Source organism: Vibrio sp. Isolate24 (assembly GCF_022398215.1).
GTDB lineage: Bacteria > Pseudomonadota > Gammaproteobacteria > Enterobacterales > Vibrionaceae > Vibrio > Vibrio coralliilyticus_A.
The window spans coordinates 1,227,372-1,246,394 of the sequence record NZ_JAKEUU010000001.1 but is presented as its reverse complement, the minus strand read 5'-3'; the positions used below and the strand labels follow the sequence as shown (position 1 = coordinate 1,246,394).

The following is a 19,023-nucleotide window of genomic DNA, read 5'->3' as shown; positions in this document are numbered from 1 at the left end:
TATATACGCCAATCGCCATTATTGCGGTTGGCTTTTTTTTGCTTTTTAGCTCACTCTTCGTCAATTTACATTGATTCATAAAACGAATTTTCTCTCTATACTCGACAAACGCTCGTGAGTTTATTAATAATGTCCGCTTTCTTTTTGACCCTAAAGTACATCATCGGGTCTTACTGTTGAAAATCGCGTGGGAATATCCACAGTAGAGAGGGCACCTTTCAATAGAGAATATCTCAATCAATGCCTACAATTGTTACCTGATCCCTTGGTAACGAAAAGGCTTAGAGCTGTATGCTCTTTACTCGTTAGGGAAGATGAGTGACAAACAATGAAGAGGTTATATGAATCAGATAATTTCGGTTGGACCACTAGAATCTTTCTTAATTGCTATCAGCGTGTTATTTCTTGGTCACTTTGTAAACTCAAAGCTGCCAATTTTGAAGAAATTCAACATTCCAGAGCCTATTGTTGGTGGATTAATCGTTGCGATGATCATCACTGCAATGCATTTTAATGGCGTAAGTTTGGAGTTTTCACTGCCACTGCAGAATACCTTTATGCTGATGTTTTTCAGTACCGTGGGGTTAGCTGCAAACTATACGCAGTTAATGAAAGGTGGAGCGAAAGTCTTTGTTTTCCTTGCGGTTTCGTCTTTTTACATCATTATTCAAAACGGTGTTGGGGTGTCATTGGCTTCAGCTCTAGGTTTAGACCCATTAATGGGTTTGATTGCCGGCTCTATTACCTTATCCGGCGGCCATGGTACTGGTGCTGCATGGTCTCAAACTTTTACAGAGACCTATGGTTTGAGTAACACCTTAGAAATCGCGATGGCCTCGGCGACATTTGGTTTGATTATTGGCGGTATAATTGGTAGCCCAGTAGCACAGAAGTTGATTAACAAAAATAACTTTGAATCTGAATACGGGCGTGGTACCCAAACCCACGAAAAGTTCCCAGAAGTGGTGACGTATAACGAATACGAAGAAGATAAGGTGACAGCGAAAAAGGTCATTGAAATACTTTTTATCCTCCTCATTTGTGTCACAGGTGCTAAATACCTTGAACAATGGGTGAGCAGCTTAGAAATCAGTTGGCTGATGATCCCTGACTTTGTGTATGCGCTGTTTATCGGTGTGTTTATCACCAATATTCTGGAAGTGACCAAAACTCACAAAGTGGATGCGGAGACGGTCGATATTTTGGGTACTGTGTCTTTGTCGCTGTTTTTGGCTATGGCTTTGATGAGCTTAAAACTATGGAATATTTTCGATCTTGCGATACCATTTTTGATTATCCTGTCGGTTCAGTCTGTCATTTTGGGTATTTTTGCTTACTTTGTGACGTTTAAGGTGATGGGTTCAAACTACGATGCGGCTGTTATTGCGGGTGGGCATTGTGGTTTTGGTCTGGGGGCAACGCCGACCGCTGTTATGAATATGGGGTCTTTGGTGAATAAATTTGGCCCTTCCCCACAAGCTTTCATGGTCGTACCGATTGTGGGTGCCTTCTTTATTGATATTGTGAACCTGATTATCCTACAAGGTTACATCTCCTTTATTGGCTAGAGCATACTAAAATAGCAAAGGCCTCTGTTTAGAGGCCTTTGTACTATCTTGTCGACATTAATGGTCAAGATAGAGATAGTTTTGCCAACTCTTCATTCGGATGAGGACTTTGCGCATAATCGAAACGTGGGTGAATTTATCTGAATAAACCGCCACTTCGACAGCAGTACCCATGGGCAAATGATAATCAGATAAGTCGTCCGTAATTTTAAGTGTCACAAACACTCGTCCACTTGTCCGTAGTGCTTCTGTCCCTAGAAGAGCTCCACGGGCTTGAAATTGGCTTTCACCAATCGCAGGCAGCACATCGACTACTTCTCCTTTAAAAACCTTACCAGGAAGCGCTCTGAAGAGAAATTCTGCTTCATAGCCAGGTTGCAAGCGTTGTAAGGAATTTTGCCTAAACGCGGCCGCATAAAGTGTTTCCTCGGTATGAATAAAGGTCATCACTGGTGCTAATGGCAGTGGAACGGCCATAACGCCGGGTCGCAAGGCTAACTGGGTTGCAAAGCCATCGGTAGGGGCTCTGACAATGGTTTGCTCCAGGTCAAACTCAGCCTGTCGTAGCTCCGCTAACAGGCGAGCCACTGTGGTGTTTTCTCCACCAATTTCAGAGTTGAGTGCGATCTTGGCTTGCTCCACCCTAGCTTCAGCAACTTTCACCGCCGCTTCCGCAGCTTTGTATGCCTGACGTCGTGTATCCAGTTCCTGTTCGGTGAACGCCCCTTTATCGAAACCGCGCTGATACCGTGAATATTCGCGTTGCGCTTTGTCTCGGTCTGCGATGGCCTGAGCTTGAGCAGCTTGTGCTTCTTGCACATCAGATTCTAGCCCAAGTGCGCCTTGGCTGGCTTCTTTTATCTGAGCTTCCAGTTTTTCAACTTCAGCTTCATAAGGAACCGGATCGATCATGAACAAAATGTCCCCTTTCTTAAGAGGTTTATTGGGTTCAACCGGCACTTCGATCACGCGGCCTCGCACACCTGAGACAATAGGTGTGCTGGAAAATACCTGATTGCCTAGTTGGGTGAACGGATGGTTGTAGTTCATCAGCAGAATCAGTGTGCCGACTAATACCACACCACCTAATACGGCCGTGGGCACGGTCCATTTATTGAGTGGAATATTAAAGATTTTAAATATGGCAATACATAATGCGGCATAGGTCAATATGAGGAGTAAATCCATTATTGCTCCTCCTTATTATCGCCAGTTCGGGTAGTGAGCGAAGGTTCAGCCTGATGTTGTTCTTTTAGTTGGTGCACGGCTTGCTGCAACTGATTAACTTGATCGATGAGTGAATCAACACGATGATGAATATCGTGCTGTTCTTCCTCTAGTTTCTGAAACCCCCATCCTCTTTCTTGACGCCACAATGTGGCCCATATCCAGAGAAATGGCCAAATAGCGTGTAGTGTGAACAAGCTGACCCAGCCAGCATAGTGGATGGCATCTTGATGCGGGTGCTGCCGCTCTTTGGCGATTTCATAGGGAATGTCGTGAATGACAATGATGCCGTAGAAAATGACCAATGCGACAAAAATAAGTAGGCCTAGCGCGAAGTAGTCCAAAAACATAAATGCGTCCCTGTTATTGTGTTTTTATTCAATAAAACGTACGGTGATACGAAGTTAAGTATAGAAATAAAAACAAGAAATTAGAGAGTGTTTACCCATTTTCTTAATCCAGTCTTAAGGTGAACGGATGGAGTTTCAGGGAGAAATTGCCGCACTATCTGCGGCTGTAGTTTGGGCGGTCGCGACTTGGATTTACAGCCAGTTTAGTCATCACTTTTCAGCGATGCAGCTCAATATTGTTAAAGGCGTTGCAGCGTCTGGGATGATGTTAATAGTCATGCCATGGCTTGATGGACCAGCCACTGAGGTATCCACTCTCCATTTGTTGATATTGGCGTTGTCCGGAATCATAGGAATAGCGATTGGAGACAGTGCCTACTTTGCCTCATTAAAGCGAATTGGTGCGAATAAAACCTTGCTGTTGGAGTCGTTGGCCCCGCCATTATCCGGTGTTTTAGCGCTAGTTGCACTGGGATCAATACTGCCCCTACAAAGCTGGGTAGGTGTCTTGGTCACCACTGCAGCGGTCACTTTTGTGATTTTTCAACCGGATGTTCACGGCGAAAAAACGCATTGGTCAGGTGTAGGATTTGGCATGCTGGCAAGTGTCTGTCAGGCCTCGGGGGTAGTCATTTCTCATTATGCGCTTGTTGCCGGAGATTTACCGCCTTTGTTGGGAGCATTGATTCGATTATCTGTCGGAGTGTTGGCGGTGGCTTTGGTTATTACTGTGTTTGAGAAAAAGCCGTTTTCATCGATGATTATGCATTTGCGTCAACTATCTACGTCGTCTTTTTTGTGGCTGTTGAGTGCCATCTTTGTTGGGACTTTTCTCGCTCTCTGGTTACAACAAATTGCGCTAAAACATGCAAATCCTGCCATTGCTCAGACGTTGATTGCAACCAGTCCACTGTTCATGCTGTTTATCTACATGGTTAAAGGCGAGAAGGTCACAGCCAAAAGCATGATGGGGACTTTGGCTGCGTTTGGTGGGATTTCTTTATTCTTTTGGCGTTAGTTTTACTCAGTGCACACTTGATTACGACCATTCGCTTTCGCCCGGTAGAGGGCTTTATCTGCGCGATAGAAGGTACGCTGAGTATTTTCACCTTCGCGGTGAAGCGTAATACCAATACTCACGGTAAGTCCACGCTCACCAAGAATATTCTGCCAGCCAAATTTGAAAATGCGTTCTCGGTAGTTCTCCGCATGCATTGTTGCTTGCTCTAGAGTCGTACGCTCAAGAATCACTAAAAACTCTTCACCACCGAACCGGACACTCGATGCACCTCTGAACTTGAAGTAGGTGGCCAGTTCATGGGAAACATTGACGATGGCTTTATCGCCCACCAGATGGCTGAGCTCGTCGTTAATCGATTTAAAATGGTCAATATCAATCACCATCAAAGCAAAAGGCACATCATGTAACAGCAGATCTTTGAGTTTTACATCGAGCCAGCGCCGGTTGTGTAGACTGGTCAGTGGGTCGGTAAACACGTCTTGCTGGAGCTTAGCTACGGTATGTTTTTGGTTTTCAGTTGTTTCCTTGAGTTCTCGGTTTTCAAGCTCTGATAGTATCAACTTAAGCTGCAGTTCAAATCGTGACAATCGACGTAACTGGGCAGCACCAAGCTCACCAATGGGAATTTGTTTCATTAAGTCACTTTCGATACGAAAAGCCCTCTTTTGGCAGGCCAGAGCTTGTTGAAAGTCACCTTGCTGCTCGTAGATATCACCGAGAGCAGTATTTAATTTTAGATTCAGCACAGGAGAGGCGTAGCGCCTTATTTTCTTCTGAGCTCTTTCTAATACCCAATTTGCGAGGTGCGGCTTGTTTGACTCGTTGAGGCTGTGTGCCAATTCAAGACGAATCATGTTCGATAGCCAAATAGAGTGGATGTTCCCTGCGGTGTATTGAACATTGCCCAAAGATTCAATGGCTTGTTCATGTTTACCCAGACGACGAAATAGCTTGGCCTGATAAAGCAAAATCTGCCCAGCCAACACTTTATCGCTGACTAAAATGGCGAGTTCAGAACATTCTTTGAGTAAATCTTGTGCTGCGGAAGTTCGGTTAAGCTCAATATAACACGCCAACATGTACAGCTTATAACGTAGTCGCAGCGACCGGCTGGAAATGGCATGGTCAATGCTGTCGATTTTCTGGTAATAGCGTAGGGCACGGTTATGGTCGCCATACGCATCACAAAGGTTGCCCATACCCAATACCGCTAATACGTAGGCATCAATATGACTGGTGTCTACCGCAATGGTCGAAGAGGTAATGTATTCTTGAAGTGCGCCCGAGTAGTCGCCACTTTCAACCAGCCTATCGGCCAAGCTATTTTTCACCTCAAGGATCAATTCAGCATCATTAGGTAAAGAGAGGTGTTCCAATGCACTTCTTAACTCTTCAATACTGGTCTTCGGCTGCTTAAGTTCATTGCGATATTCAGCACTGATGATCAGGCTTTGTGCTTTTTCCTGCGGCGTTGTCGCAATATGCTGGCGAATATGATTCCAGAAAATGATCGCTTCTTCCCCAGACACAGAAGAAGCATCTAAACCCGATTCGGAGATTTTATTAAGCAATGTTTCCATTCTGTATTTCCAGTGGTTGGCTTTCTTCTAATTGTTCTAGGGTAAACGGGAATGTCAGGATGTCCTGAAAAACAACTTTTGGTAGTGACTTATTCAGGCCTTTGCGGTGCCATGGATAGATTTCAATCATTTGTGCCAACACGTGGAATACCTGCAGTGCAGCGTCGTCTTTTTCTGACAGTAGGATACCTAAGCGATCGCTGCTTAGTCGAGAGAGCAAATCTCGATGAGTACAAAGTGAGTGTGCCAGTTCAGCACACACTTCAAGATACTCAGGATCATTGTGTTGAATGATCACAACAGCATGATTGGATCGTTTAAGTTCCGTTTTAAACAACACCAATTGTTCCCACCAGTAAATCTCAGACACCATTTGATTGAGGTGTTTCTCAGGATCGTACTCGTGTTGACCTCGGATGCGGTTAATGAGTTTGCGAGCTCGTTGCTCAAGCTGGCGTTTTGATGCCCGAGCTTTATCGTTGCTGACGCGAGCCGTTTGCTCTCTGAGCATGTCTATTGAATATTTACGATATTTTTGAAAAGCTCGTAGTGCGGTTTCAAAGTCACCTTGCTCTTCAGCTACGCGGGATTGTTGAAAGCAGATTTGTGACAGTAACTCACCATTATCGAAAGAAGCCGCAGAACGCTCAGCCTGGACCAATAGCTTTGCGGCTTCGTCAGGTCGCTTTCTCAAAAGCTCCAATCTTGCTTGGCTGATATAGGAATGGGCTTTCATCCACACGAGGTCATGCTTTTCGGCGAGGGCTTGTGCTTTTCCTGTTGCCACTTCTGCATCTTCTATTCTTTCAAGGCCTAGCAGAGCTAGCCCTCGGAAGTCCCACATTTCGGCTTGCCAAGTTTTGTCATCGTGGCCTTTGAGTGCCTCGGTTGCGCCATCAAGTACCGTCAGCATCTCCACATAATTGTTGAGTAAGTAAAGATCCCAGGCGAGGAGAATCCTGGCTTTACCTTCCAGCCAACCTATGCGGGTGTTATTGGCCACGGTCACAGCCAGCTCATGAGTGGTTCTTGCAAGCTGGTACTCATGGGTGATACGCCAGACGTTTCCGAGCCCAATTAAGGATTCAATTTGGATTTCGATTTCATCGACTAGTGCAGATTGCTCTAATGCATTGATCCAGAACTGCTGGGCGGAATAGTACTTAGCCTGCCCCCAAAAATGGAGTGCGTGGATATGAAGGATCTCAGGAAGAAAATCGTCAGTGTCTAAAGAGTTGAGTTTGCTGTGAGCTTCTTTGATGTATTTCAGCCCACGCCGATAATCCATTAGACTCCAAGCACAGCGAGACATGATGATCAGGCACTGCACAGCTCCTTCCGGGTATAAAATCTGATTGGCGCGCGTTGCGCACTGTTCAGCGATAGCTAAAACCTTCTCAGGCTCGCTTTCAATTCGTGTTTTGAGCTGTTCAATCTCTGTGTCTAGCAGGTGCTGGCTTTTATCCAATGAATCAACCCCTTAGCAGCCATTTCTAATATTCATTCAAAAGTATTATAAAAATAGTGGCTGATGCAACTCTAGTAAAAGCATTAATACGCCTAAGGTTTAATGGCGTACTTCACAATATTAGTAATTATGAAAGCAGTTCCCGCAGAGTCAAAGGTGACTGAGTTAAACCAAGACTTTGCGCTGCAGTCATACCACTCTTATCTTGGTAGCACAAATTATGCCATGCTCGAAAAATGTCCAACATAGGCAGTAGCCCGCCTGGACGAAGCTTACGACGTGGCTCATTGATGAAGCTTTCAAACAGAGTTTGGAATCGTTGTTGATAGAACTCAGTTTGTCGAATACTTGCTTTGCTAAGCCATTCTTTAGGCTCGTTATTCTTGCCTGCTAGATAACAGATCCCTTTAGACGAGTTGGCAAAAGAGGTAATTGCCCAGCGGTCTCGCCACCATCCCATATGAACAATGTCGATTTTGCCAACCAGATGCTGTTCATTCCAGTTAGCGTCTTCTTCTACATACAGAAGGTCGACATTTTGACGCTGGATACGTGGTAGACAGACGCTGAGCGCCGCAGAGCGCAAAACTGGGTCCTGAGGTAAATAGATAGAAACCTGACGCTCGCTGTTACATAGATCCAAAACGTGCAGGAAATGGGCGTAAGATGTATAAGGTGGACGAATTAGCGCCCCTTTTGATGGGTAGTTGAACACCGTCAGGTTACCCATTGGGTCCTCGACATTACCGCGGGCTAAAATGGTTTGATACTGCTGGTCGATACGTTCTCTGAGCATCGGTGAAGGCTGCGGCACAGGAATGCTGGCCTCTGATGAGTGATCACGAGAGACAAATCGCGCGGTTTCTTGATAGGGGTCGTGGTCGATATCCCCTTGTGGCTCTTCATTGCTAGAGTAGTTGACGTGCTGGCAAAGAATATAGCCCGAGTTTGCTTCTCCAGTTGCGATCCATAAAACGCCGTTGTTGCTCTTAGGCTGCAGAGGCACATAGTAAGAGGCGAGCTCATACTTTTCGGCATGATTTACCCAACGAGCATCAAACATGGCGAGTTTGCGGCGGCATCGGCTAGCGATGTGATCGAGGTGATCGTAAAACGTCTTCGGGTTGATCTCTAATTTACGGCAAATTTCACGTACTGAGTAGCCCATAAAGAGCAGACCGAGGAGGTTTTCCTGAAAAGCGAGTTTTTTGTTGGCACCTGACCATTTATCTACGAACGTCGATTGGCACAGCTTGCAACGATAACGTTGACGGTCACCGCTGTAACCAAAGGCATGATATAGGTGTTTGTGAGTATGGACAGACAAGCCAAAGTTTTCGCAATCGGTATTGCGACACGCTGGAAGACCGTCACTGTGGAGTTGTCTTAAACGATGGAGTTCGTTTAACACTTCCTGATTGTTAAGTAAGGGGGGGAAAGCACCGCACTCCCGACAAACCATCGCAGGTCGCTTAGGGTTAGCATGTTGCACGACGTATCGATGTGCATCACTCAATCCAAAGTTGTCACACGCCAATGTTTTACAAAAGTTGAGTTGTAACCCGTCTGCTTCCTTAGGCAGTTTGCCAGTTGTCACTATCTCCCCCTCGGGATTATCTGGGCTGCCAGAGCCAAGGCGCTGGCAGCAAAAGAAAGGTCATTAGATGTTGATGGCTGTCTCAAGCGCAACTTTCATCATGTCATTGAAAGATTTTTGACGCTCTTCAGAGCTCAGCTTTTCACCACGAATGATGTGGTCAGACACTGTCAGGATAGTCAGTGCTTTGGCACCAAGATCCGCAGCGACACCGTAGATGCCCGCGGCTTCCATATCTACACCTAGAATGCCAAGCTTTTCCATCTTCTCAAAGATGTCTGCTTCCGGAGTGTAGAAAAGGTCTGCAGAGAATACGTTACCCACTTTTACAGGTACTTCTTGAGCGCGTGCTTGGTTTACCGCTTCCTCTAGAAGGCCGTAATCAGCAATTGCAGCGAAGTCATGATCATTAAAACGGATACGGTTCACTTTGGAATCTGTGGATGCACCCATACCAATGACAACGTCCATCAGGTTAACGTCGTCACGTACTGCACCACAGCTACCCACACGAATCACGTTTTTTACGCCATATTCAGCGATCAACTCGTGAACGTAGATACAAGCTGATGGGATACCCATACCGTGGCCCATTACAGAAACACGTTGACCTTTGTAAGTGCCTGTAAAGCCAAACATGCTACGAACATCACAAACTTGTTTTACATCTTCTAGGAAGGTTTCCGCGATGTATTTAGCGCGAAGAGGGTCACCTGGCATTAAAACTGTTTCAGCGAAATCACCTGGTTGAGCGTTAATGTGTGGGGTTGCCATAGTAGTTACTCCAAGTTTATTAGTAATTATGTGTTCTGATTACTAATTTTGTTGATTCTCAAAAAACTGTTGAAGCAATACTAGCTAGATATGATAAGGCTCCGTGAGAAGTGTGTCACAAAAGTTACCCATTTAACTATAGATATGAGTATCTATAACGTTTTTTGTTGAAAGGGTTAATGCAATCGATTTGGAAAAACGATTGCTTCAGAATTGAACCGAAAACGGATCAATTACGTAACACTTCGTTAAATTGTACATTTTTATTTCTTGTATAACTTTGGAATGTTGTGCTAAAACTTATACAAAAGATATTTTTGTACACATTAACAAGAATACTGGAGCATCATATGAGCAACGTAATCAAAGTCGGCATTAGTTCTTGCGTTTTAGGTGAAAAAGTTCGCTTCGACTCAGGACATAAGATCAGTAAGTTTGTTACTAAAGAACTTGCTCCCTTTTTCGAGTTTGTTCCTGTTTGCCCCGAGGTAGGGATGGGAATGCCTGTTCCGAGACCAACTATCCGATTGATCTCGGACCAGGAACGTATTGCTCTAGTAGAAACAAAAGATGCATCTATAGATCACACAGACAAAATGGTGGAATACTCCAAAAGTAAAGTGGCTGAATTAAGTCATACCGACCTATGTGGCTACATTGTCTGCGCCAAGTCACCGACTTGTGGTATGGAGCGAGTCAAGGTGTATAAGAAAGGTGGGGCCGAAAATATTGGTGTCGGCCTATACACACAAGAGTTAATGAAACAGATGCCATGGCTTCCTGTGGAAGAAGATGGTCGCTTAAATGACCCTGTACTGAAGGAGAACTTCATTACTCGTATATACACGCTAAGAGATTTCTACGATTCAATGGAAGGGGAACCGACAGCAGGTAAAATTGTTGCATTTCACTCACGTTATAAACTGACTTTGATGGCGCACCACCCTCAATCTTACAAAGAGCTTGGCCGCTTAGTTGCGAACATCAAAGATTATGATATTGATACCTTCTACCAGAAATATCGTGTTGGTTTGATGAAGGCGGTCTCTCACCGAGCAAGTCGCAAGAATAACACCAATGTTTTGATGCACCTTCAGGGCTACTTCAAACGAGACCTCGCTAAAGAACAGAAAGCCGAGCTGTGCAATGTCATTGACCAATATCGTCAAGGCACGTTACCGCTCTTGGCTCCCATCACTTTAATTAAACATTACTTGGCTGCTTATCCGGATGCTTATTTATCCGAGCAGAAATTTTTGCAGCCACACCCTCAGGAAATGCGCTTGAGATACGGATTATAAGATGAAGAGATACGCAATAAGAGAAATATCTGAGCTGACGGGCGTAAAACCAGTCACTCTGAGAGCTTGGCAACGCCGCTATAGTTTGATTGAGCCTGAAAGAACAGAAAAAGGTCACCGCCTCTATACTCAGAAACACATTGACCTAATCAATAAGATCCAAGGCTGGTTAGGCAAAGGAGTGTCGATTGGTAAGGTGAAAGCATTGCTGGAATCAGGAGAGCAGGTTGAATCCGAAGTATCTGCTAGTGAGATTCAACTAGAGGATGTTGAGCCTGTTTTGGACGCTTTGGCCAACCTCAACAAAGGTAAGGCTGAAACCTTAATACATTCGGTACTTAAAGAGTATCCACTCCATGTTGTAGAAGCCCAGTTTATTCAACCAGTAGTGCAAGCTCTTGGGCTTGTCAGGCAGAGTCTGCGTTCACTTCAGTTTGGTTTATTCCATACGCTGATGCTAACCAAACTCAACGCTATCATTGAAGCTGAAAACAAAGTGGCACGTTCAGGTAAAGCGCTGTTTATTTGCGCTCAAGGCAGTATGGATATTGGTTCTCGTCTGATGGCACTTTCACTGGTGGAGAAGGGATATAAAGTCACCTTGATCGACGACGTTGAAGATTTGTCTGGCTTAATCGATCACCCATGCCTAGATGAATTCTCAGCACTGGCGATATACAGTGCGCGTGCGGTGAGTGAGTCGCAATTGTCTGCCATTAAACAACTGGAAGGCTCTGTTTCAGGTGAGTTGGTGCTTTCAGAATTGCTTCAGCGACTTAAGGGGTAAAGTCATGAATCTTGTGTGGCTAAGGCGTGATCTAAGAGTCGAAGATAATACTGCATTGATCAACGCCGTTGAGATGGGTGGACCGGTTGTCTGTATTTATGTTGCCACGCCAGAAACATGGCAGGATCATGGTTTGGCACCTATTCAGGCCGACTTGATCTATCGCCGCTTACAGGCATTAAAGCAAGATCTCGAATCTTTGCATATCCCACTGCTTTATCAGCAGGTTGAAACATATACGAAGAGCGCTCAATGTGTGGCTGAGGTTGCTACTTTACTGGGGGCTAACCGAGTCTATGTGAATAAAGAATATGAGGTTAATGAACAGCAACGTGATGCTAAGCTTGAATCTTGTTTGAGTCATGCCGGAATTCAACTTGAGTCCAGCGATGATAAGTGCCTATTTACCCCTGGTAGCGTGGTAAACAAACAAGGCAGCTACTTCAAAGTCTTCACACCATTTAAGAAGGCCTGTCTTGCAAAGCTTGATGCTTGCTCGTTTCACGTTCGTCAACCCAAGGCAGTCACTTCGAGTGAACTACCTGAACAATTAGGCTCTCTTTTGCTTAATGATGATGTTAAATTCAGTTACTCAAGAGAGCCGAGTGACCAATATGTCGTTGATACACAATCAATCATTCAAAAGCTGCGAGACTTTGATAGCCAAACTATTGAAGGTTATGCACGTAATCGTGACTTTCCAGCAGTTTCAGGAACCAGTCAGCTTTCACCCTATCTAGCCATTGGTGCTTTGTCCATTCGTCAGTGTATGGCGCGTTTGATGTTTGGCCAGACTCCTCCTCTTAGCCAAGGTAGAGAAGTCTGGCAAAGTGAGTTGATATGGCGTGAGTTCTATCAACATCTGATCTACTTCGAACCGAAGTTAAGTAAAGGTAGATCTTTTGTGGACTGGGGGGAACGCTTGGTATGGCACAATAAACCACAGCAGGTTGAAGCCTGGAAGCTGGGGGAGACGGGGTTTCCGATCGTCGATGCTGCAATGAGGCAGCTCAATCAGAGTGGGTGGATGCATAATCGGCTTAGAATGATAGTCGCGAGCTTTTTGACGAAAGATCTTCATGTGGATTGGCGAGTTGGGGAGCGCTACTTCATGAATAAGCTTGTCGATGGTGATTATGCGGCAAATAATGGTGGTTGGCAGTGGTGTGCTTCAACGGGCTGTGATGGACAGCCTTACTTTCGCATTTTCAACCCCATTACTCAGGGAGAACGATTCGATCCAAACGGAGAGTTCGTTCGTCAGTGGATACCTGAATTGGCTCAGGTACCAGACAAACATATTCATCAACCTTGGAAATGGAGCGGTGTAAGAAGCTTGTCATATCCGTCGCCAATAGTTGATCACAAGGTGGAAAGAGAAGTAACCTTACGGCTCTACAAGGAAGCGAAGGACGCTTAGAATGTTGCGAACACTACTCTCTCTCTGTTGCTGCTTCAGTGCTTCACTATTTGCCGCAACCTATGAACTGCCTCCAGAGGGGAGTAATATGGTCGGACGGACGCAATATCACCAAGTCGAAAGTGGTGAAAACTTAGCTGATATTGCTAAGCAGTATGATGTCGGCTTTCTGACCCTAATGGCAGCGAATAAGGGTGTTGACCCTTTTCTTCCCGCTGAAGATTACGTGTTGACGATCCCAACCCAGATTATCCTTCCTCAGGTTCCAAGGGAAGGTATTGTCATTAATCTTGCTGAACTTCGTTTGTACTACTTCCAACCAGAGAAAAACTTGGTCCATATTTTTCCTGTAGGTATTGGTCGAGTTGGGCGTGATACACCTGAAATGGTCACCAGCATCAGTCAAAAAAGACCGAACCCGACATGGACGCCGCCAGCTTCTATTCGTAAGGAGTATCTTGAAAAAGGGATAGAGTTGCCGCCAGTTGTACCCGCTGGGCCTGATAATCCTCTTGGTGAATACGCAATGCGTCTTGCTTACGGTGTTGGAGATTATCTGATTCATGGTACCAACAAAGATTTTGGTATTGGCTTGCGTGTGAGCTCAGGATGTATTCGTATGGATCCTAAGGATATTGATTGGCTATTTCCAAAAGTGAAACTTGGCGAAAAAGTGCGGGTGATTAATGAGCCAGTAAAGATTGCACTCGAACCCGACCGGAGTGTGTTTCTTGAAGCGCATGAACCGCTAACGCGCAGCGATGGTAGCAAAAAAGATTTGACGATTCCTCAGGAGCTCAGATGGTGGTTAGAAGAGTTTGATTTGTCTGATGCGAAAGCAAGAGCCGCGATTCTGGCGCAAAACGGAGTACCGGTAGAGGTGGTGTCACCAAGTGATTCCTACATTCATCAATCGCTTTAAAACGAATAGAAAGGGCCTGCAATTGCAGGCCCTTTCTGATCGAAAATTGACAGAATTACTTGGTGTAAGACTGAGCAATGTTGTCGATACGCTCATTAGCTCGTGCCGCTTCTTCTTGAGCAGACATTGCAGCATCGCCAGATTTACGTACTTCTGACTGTAGAGCCTGTACATCTTGGCTTAGTTGGCTAACTTGATTGCTTAGCTCGTCAATTTTTGCTGAAGATGCTTCGTCTGGACCAGAAGCACAACCCGCTAGAAGAAGTACAGAAGACGCCGCAGCTGCGATCAACATTTTGTTCATAGAAGAACTCCTTGCATTTAAAGTATCAAAAAGACGCCCTATACATTTCTGCTCATATAGTGACGGTTCATAAAGTGTAGACTCAAATCTAGGCTTCAAAAAGCAGAAAAAAGTCAAAAAAACCCAAGAATTTAAGCAATTATCAAATTAGTTGATACATGTCTCACTGGTGAGAGGTATAAATGTCAATGTTCTAACTACAATGAGGGGTGCAAAGGGAGTGAAAACAGATAATTTTCTGTGATCTCTATCCAGTGCTAACCTTTCACGGTATCATAGCGCGTTTTTGAACACTTTCGCGTTTAAGCCGTAACCAAGAGCAAGGCTGAAACGCACATTTGAACTTGGAGAATACTTTGCACTTTAAAGATTTAGGCCTAGACAATCGCTTACTGAAAAACCTGAAGCATTTTGACTTCAAGAAGGCGACAGAAATACAGCAACAAGCCATTCCGGTGTCGATTGCTGGTAAAGATCTGTTGGCTTCTTCAAAAACCGGTTCAGGTAAAACATTGGCGTTTGTGCTACCAATGCTACACAAGTCTTTAAAGAACAAAGCTTTTTCTGCAAAAGATCCTCGTGGTGTGATTTTGGCTCCGACGCGTGAGTTAGCAAAGCAGGTATACGGTGAACTACGCTCTATGCTGGGTGGTTTGTCTTATGACGCGACTCTGATTGTCGGAGGAGAAAACTTCAACGATCAGGTGAAAGCGCTGCGTCGTTACCCGAAATTTATCGTTGCTACACCGGGACGTCTTGCGGATCACCTTTATCACCGTTCTCTTCATTTGGATGGTTTAGAGACACTTATCCTTGATGAAGCTGACCGTATGCTGGATCTTGGTTTCGCGCCTGAGCTGCGTCGTATCCACAACGCGGCTAAGCATCGTCGCCGTCAAACACTGATGTTCTCCGCAACGTTGGATCACGCTGAAGTGAATGAAATTGCGTTTGAAATGCTCGATGCCCCAAAACGCATTGCAATTGGTGTTTCGAACGAAGAGCATAAAGACATCACACAGAAGTTCTACTTATGTGACCATCTTGATCATAAAGAAGCGATTCTTGAGCGTATTCTAGAAGAAGCTGACTATAAGCAGTTGATCATCTTTACGGCAACTCGTGTTGACACCGAGCGTTTGACGGAAAAACTCAACGAGAAGAAGCTTAAAGCTATTGCATTGAGTGGTAACTTGAATCAGGCGCAGCGTAACACCATTATGAGTCAGTTCGAGCGTGCAGTGTTCAAGATTCTAGTAACAACGGACGTGGCTTCTCGTGGTCTGGATATTGCCAATGTGACACATGTGGTGAACTTCGATATGCCTAAGCACACTGAAGAATACGTTCACCGTGTTGGTCGAACAGGCCGTGCTGGTAATAAAGGTGATGCAGTCTCTTTGGTGGGCCCTAAAGACTGGGACAGCTTTAAACGGGTGGAGGCGTATCTGCAACAAGATCTCACTTTCTCTGAGCTGGAAGGCTTGAAAGGTAAATTTAAAGGCATTAAGCCACGTAAACCGGATTACCGTGGTAAGAAGAAAGTGGTCAAGAAAGCTAAACCACAGACGAAGAAAGCGACGAAGAAACCGGTTCAGCGAGATAAAGGTTTTTACCAGAATGTGGCTGTGGGTGATTCGGTCTTCATCCCGAAAAAGAAAGTCGCGCCAAAAGTTGATGATGAGTAACGTCATAAGATTGTCGCTTTAGTACCACAATCCCCAAGCCTAGGTTTGGGGATTTTTTTATCCATTTGACAGCCTATTTCCGGTAAAAAAGTGGCTGAATTAGTAGCATAAAATGGTTTTCTCTCCTGAAAATAAAATCAAGGATGGGATTTTGAAACCAGCAAGATTAGAAACTGAGACCAGAATATCCAGTGTTAATATTTTGCTTACTATGCATATTTTTCTCTGTTTAGAGTAAGTGGCGATCGGTTATCGATTGCACATGGTACTTCACCGTGAAGTGCTTCTACTTAACGACAGACAGAAGAAAATAAGATGGAACTTAAAAAAATAACAGTGACAGTGGCTAGTGTATTACTTAGTGCGAATGCCTATGCCATCAGCGCGCCCGTACCGCAGGTTGTCGAGCACAATGCAGAACACAATCACGAACATCATCATGGTGTAGAGGATCAACACCTAGAATACGCACCAACCAAACTCACTCCTAAAAAGCCTGAGCCGATAATCAGCAAATTGAATAGGGTAACGGCAGAAAAAGCGACAATACCTTGTGATGTTGAAGCGTTTGCTACATCGAACAGCACCAGTTTGATTAATACTATCACCACTCAAGGTGCCAACTGCGTCAATGAGTTGTTCTCTGCGGAAAGCCGTATTCAGGAGACGACATTTGAATCTGTCAATATGTTCAATGTAGCTAAACACACGACCACTTTAGCCAAGCACTACCAAGGTGGAGGAAGTGATGAGTTGGAAGCATTATTCCTTTACTTACGTGCAGGCTATTACGCAGAGTTTTACAACGATGAAGTCAGCTTTAACTCTTCGGTACGTCCTGCTGTCAAAGAGGCGGTAGATGCGTTTGTTGCCAACGGTCATTTTTACGAGAACAGCGATGCTCACGGTAAGGTGCTGGCTGAAGTGATTATTACCATGGACAGTGCCAGCCTTGAACATGAATACATTGGCGTGGTCACGCAATGGCTACATCGCTGGAACTCGGATTACGCTAAAAATTGGTATATGCGTAATGCGGTCAACAGTGTATTTACTGTGTTATTTGGAGGAACTTGGAATGATGAATACCAAGCTAAAATCGGTGAACAGACTGATCTAGTCAATGCATTGTCGAATTTTGCATTGAACCGAGACTCCATTGGTCGGGATGATGAGTTTATGACTGCGAACGCTGGTCGTGAACTTGGCCGGCTTACGCGTTATCAAAATACGCCCATTGAGGAGAGTGTCAAAGCCAAGGTGAAGCAGATCTTCGAACAGTATGAAATGTATGGCTTTGGCGATGCGGTATGGCTGGCAACGGCGGACACTGCTTCACATTACTCGGATTGTACCGATCTAGGTATATGTAACTTCAAAACAGAACTGAAGTCTCTAGTGCTGTCACAAAGCTATACTTGTGGCCCGTCGGTTCGTATTTTGTCCCAGAATATGACTCAAGTTCAGCATCAGGCAGCTTGTGAAAAAATGGGCTATGAAGAAGGGTATTTCCATCAGCGTCTAGAAACGGGTAATCAGCCAGTTGAAGATGATCATAACACCCAGCTACAAGTCAATATTTTCGACAGTAGTGATGACTATGGTAAATATGCTGGTCCCATATTCGGGATTGATACTAATAATGGTGGTATGTATCTCGAGGGTGATCCAGCCAAGCCAGGAAATGTTCCTAACTTCATTGCTTATGAAGCTTCATACGCCAATCCAGATCATTTTGTCTGGAACCTAGAGCATGAGTATGTCCATTACTTGGATGGGCGATTTGATATGTATGGTGATTTTGGTCATCCAACTGAAAAGGTTGTGTGGTGGAGTGAAGGGGTAGCGGAGTATATCGCCAACGAAGACAACAATCAGAAAGCCATAGACACGATCAAAGACGGATCCACCTACACACTCAGTGAAGTCTTTGAAACGACGTACGACGGCTTTGATGTTGACAGAATCTATCGCTGGGGATATCTGGCTGTCCGCTTTATGTTTGAGCGCCATATGGATGACGTAAACCAGATGCTGGTGGAAACGCGAAAAGGCAACTGGTCGCAATACAAAACCATTATCAGTGGTTGGTCTACGGCTTACCAAAGTGAGTTTGAACAATGGCAACAAGAGTTGGTTAATGGTGGCTCGGATCCACAGCCACCAACCGCAGTAATATCAGTCAAAAGTGAGGGACAAATAGGTGAAGCCATTTCATTCAGTAGCAAAGACAGCTCAGACTCCGACGGTGAAATCTCAAACTACTACTGGGAATTCGGTGACGGCTCGACCAGTACACAGGCCAATCCGACGCACCAATACAGCCGTGAGGGGAGTTATTCGGTCCGTTTAACCGTGACGGATAATGATGGGTTAAGCGCTAGTACTAATACGTCGATCAATATTCGTAGCCAAGGCGATAATGATTCACTGCCAACGGACTGCGCGGATCGTTCAAAAGTCAGTGGGGGACGATTGGTCGCGGGAGAACCTGTCTGTTTGGCTTCTCAATCACCTATCTGGCTTAGCATTGAAGGGGTGAATCAGTATCAATCCATGTCGATTACATCGGCGCATGGGATTGGTGATCTGAAGTTGGAGTACAGCAACTTCGGCTGGCCAAATGACGAAGGATCTAATCTTCATGGATGGTCTGATAATTCAGGCAATTCAGAATGTATCACCATTAATGGTCAGGCGAATTATTGGGGATACCTGAAAGTCTCAGGAGAGTTCAGCAATGCAGCTTTGGTGGTTGATTTCAATACAGCAGGTTGCCGTCAGTAAGTTGTGACTTCGAATAAAGCCCAGCAGTTGCTGGGCTTTTTCGTAGCGACTTCTCGCTGATTAAATCCAGTCTTGCCCTATTAGGTCAAATGTTAAATTCCCAACATTAAATTGAACAAAAAATAGACTTGTCGTCACAGTTTTTCATTAACCTGTGTGATTTTTTTCTTGTCATATATTTATAACAAATATGCAACTTGTTTGCTTTAAGTTCTAGCCTTCAAATAAA

General features: G+C 44.8%; 15 protein-coding genes. 8 read left to right on the top strand and 7 right to left on the bottom strand.

The genetic code is table 11. The features are described 5' to 3' along the window. Positions 1 to 341: 341 nt before the first annotated feature. Positions 342 to 1,568 carry a sodium/glutamate symporter gene (gltS, locus tag L1D23_RS05385; protein ID WP_239864690.1) on the top strand — a complete coding sequence of 409 codons (1,227 nt, stop codon included), beginning with the start codon at positions 342 to 344 and terminating at the stop codon, positions 1,566 to 1,568. A 57-nt stretch (positions 1,569 to 1,625) separates the two neighbouring features. On the opposite strand, the gene L1D23_RS05380 is transcribed toward gltS, so the two are convergent. Further along, on the bottom strand, positions 1,626 to 2,756 hold the full coding sequence (locus tag L1D23_RS05380) for an HlyD family secretion protein (RefSeq protein WP_239864688.1): 1,131 nt from the start codon (positions 2,754 to 2,756) through the stop codon (positions 1,626 to 1,628). Continuing rightward, positions 2,756 to 3,145 carry a DUF3302 domain-containing protein gene (locus L1D23_RS05375; RefSeq protein ID WP_239864686.1) on the bottom strand — a complete coding sequence of 130 codons (390 nt, stop codon included), beginning with the start codon at positions 3,143 to 3,145 and terminating at the stop codon, positions 2,756 to 2,758. The genes L1D23_RS05380 and L1D23_RS05375 overlap by 1 nt, the downstream gene beginning before the upstream one ends. A gap of 127 nt (positions 3,146 to 3,272) precedes the next feature. Here L1D23_RS05375 and L1D23_RS05370 point away from each other — a divergent pair, with 127 nt between their 5' ends. Next, positions 3,273 to 4,163 (top strand): DMT family transporter, encoded by an 891-nt coding sequence (locus tag L1D23_RS05370; protein ID WP_239864684.1) that lies wholly within the window; start codon positions 3,273 to 3,275, stop codon positions 4,161 to 4,163. A gap of 2 nt (positions 4,164 to 4,165) precedes the next feature. Here L1D23_RS05370 and L1D23_RS05365 read toward each other — a convergent pair whose 3' ends face one another. The 4 genes from L1D23_RS05365 to deoD form a co-directional block, all read right to left on the bottom strand. Further along, positions 4,166 to 5,746: a GGDEF domain-containing protein gene (locus L1D23_RS05365; RefSeq protein WP_239864682.1), complete on the bottom strand. Its 1,581-nt coding sequence runs from the start codon at positions 5,744 to 5,746 to the stop codon at positions 4,166 to 4,168. Further along, positions 5,730 to 7,214: a hypothetical protein gene (locus L1D23_RS05360; protein ID WP_239864680.1), complete on the bottom strand. Its 1,485-nt coding sequence runs from the start codon at positions 7,212 to 7,214 to the stop codon at positions 5,730 to 5,732. The genes L1D23_RS05365 and L1D23_RS05360 overlap by 17 nt, the downstream gene beginning before the upstream one ends. A gap of 127 nt (positions 7,215 to 7,341) precedes the next feature. After that, complete coding sequence (locus L1D23_RS05355; RefSeq protein WP_239864678.1) at positions 7,342 to 8,811, bottom strand: lactate dehydrogenase; 1,470 nt, start codon at positions 8,809 to 8,811, stop codon at positions 7,342 to 7,344. A gap of 63 nt (positions 8,812 to 8,874) precedes the next feature. Continuing rightward, a complete protein-coding gene (gene deoD / locus L1D23_RS05350) occupies positions 8,875 to 9,585 on the bottom strand; it encodes a purine-nucleoside phosphorylase (RefSeq protein ID WP_006960227.1) in 711 nt (236 codons plus the stop codon). A gap of 350 nt (positions 9,586 to 9,935) precedes the next feature. Here deoD and L1D23_RS05345 point away from each other — a divergent pair, with 350 nt between their 5' ends. Genes L1D23_RS05345 through L1D23_RS05330 form a run of 4 tightly spaced genes read left to right on the top strand, consistent with a single transcriptional unit; the run spans position 9,936 to position 14,015 of the window. Then, complete coding sequence (locus tag L1D23_RS05345; protein WP_239864677.1) at positions 9,936 to 10,886, top strand: DUF523 and DUF1722 domain-containing protein; 951 nt, start codon at positions 9,936 to 9,938, stop codon at positions 10,884 to 10,886. Between the two features lies 1 nt (position 10,887). Beyond that, the gene (locus tag L1D23_RS05340; protein ID WP_239864676.1) at positions 10,888 to 11,673 is read left to right on the top strand and encodes a MerR family transcriptional regulator; all 786 of its coding nucleotides are present in this window, start codon (positions 10,888 to 10,890) and stop codon (positions 11,671 to 11,673) included. Between the two features lie 4 nt (positions 11,674 to 11,677). Further along, positions 11,678 to 13,093, top strand: coding sequence for a deoxyribodipyrimidine photo-lyase (gene phrB / locus L1D23_RS05335; RefSeq protein WP_239864675.1), 1,416 nt, complete (start codon positions 11,678 to 11,680; stop codon positions 13,091 to 13,093). Between the two features lies 1 nt (position 13,094). Then, positions 13,095 to 14,015: a L,D-transpeptidase family protein gene (locus L1D23_RS05330; protein WP_239864674.1), complete on the top strand. Its 921-nt coding sequence runs from the start codon at positions 13,095 to 13,097 to the stop codon at positions 14,013 to 14,015. A 55-nt stretch (positions 14,016 to 14,070) separates the two neighbouring features. Here the strand turns inward: L1D23_RS05330 and L1D23_RS05325 are convergent, their stop codons facing one another. After that, the gene (locus tag L1D23_RS05325; RefSeq protein WP_239835573.1) at positions 14,071 to 14,319 is read right to left on the bottom strand and encodes an Lpp/OprI family alanine-zipper lipoprotein; all 249 of its coding nucleotides are present in this window, start codon (positions 14,317 to 14,319) and stop codon (positions 14,071 to 14,073) included. Positions 14,320 to 14,663: 344 nt separating this feature from the next. On the opposite strand from L1D23_RS05325, the gene L1D23_RS05320 reads away from it, so the two are divergent. Continuing rightward, positions 14,664 to 16,007 carry a DEAD/DEAH box helicase gene (locus L1D23_RS05320; RefSeq protein WP_239865406.1) on the top strand — a complete coding sequence of 448 codons (1,344 nt, stop codon included), beginning with the start codon at positions 14,664 to 14,666 and terminating at the stop codon, positions 16,005 to 16,007. Between the two features lie 315 nt (positions 16,008 to 16,322). Then, entirely contained in the window at positions 16,323 to 18,794 is a 2,472-nt protein-coding gene (locus L1D23_RS05315; protein WP_239864673.1) for a collagenase, read from the top strand. Positions 18,795 to 19,023: the final 229 nt, after the last annotated feature.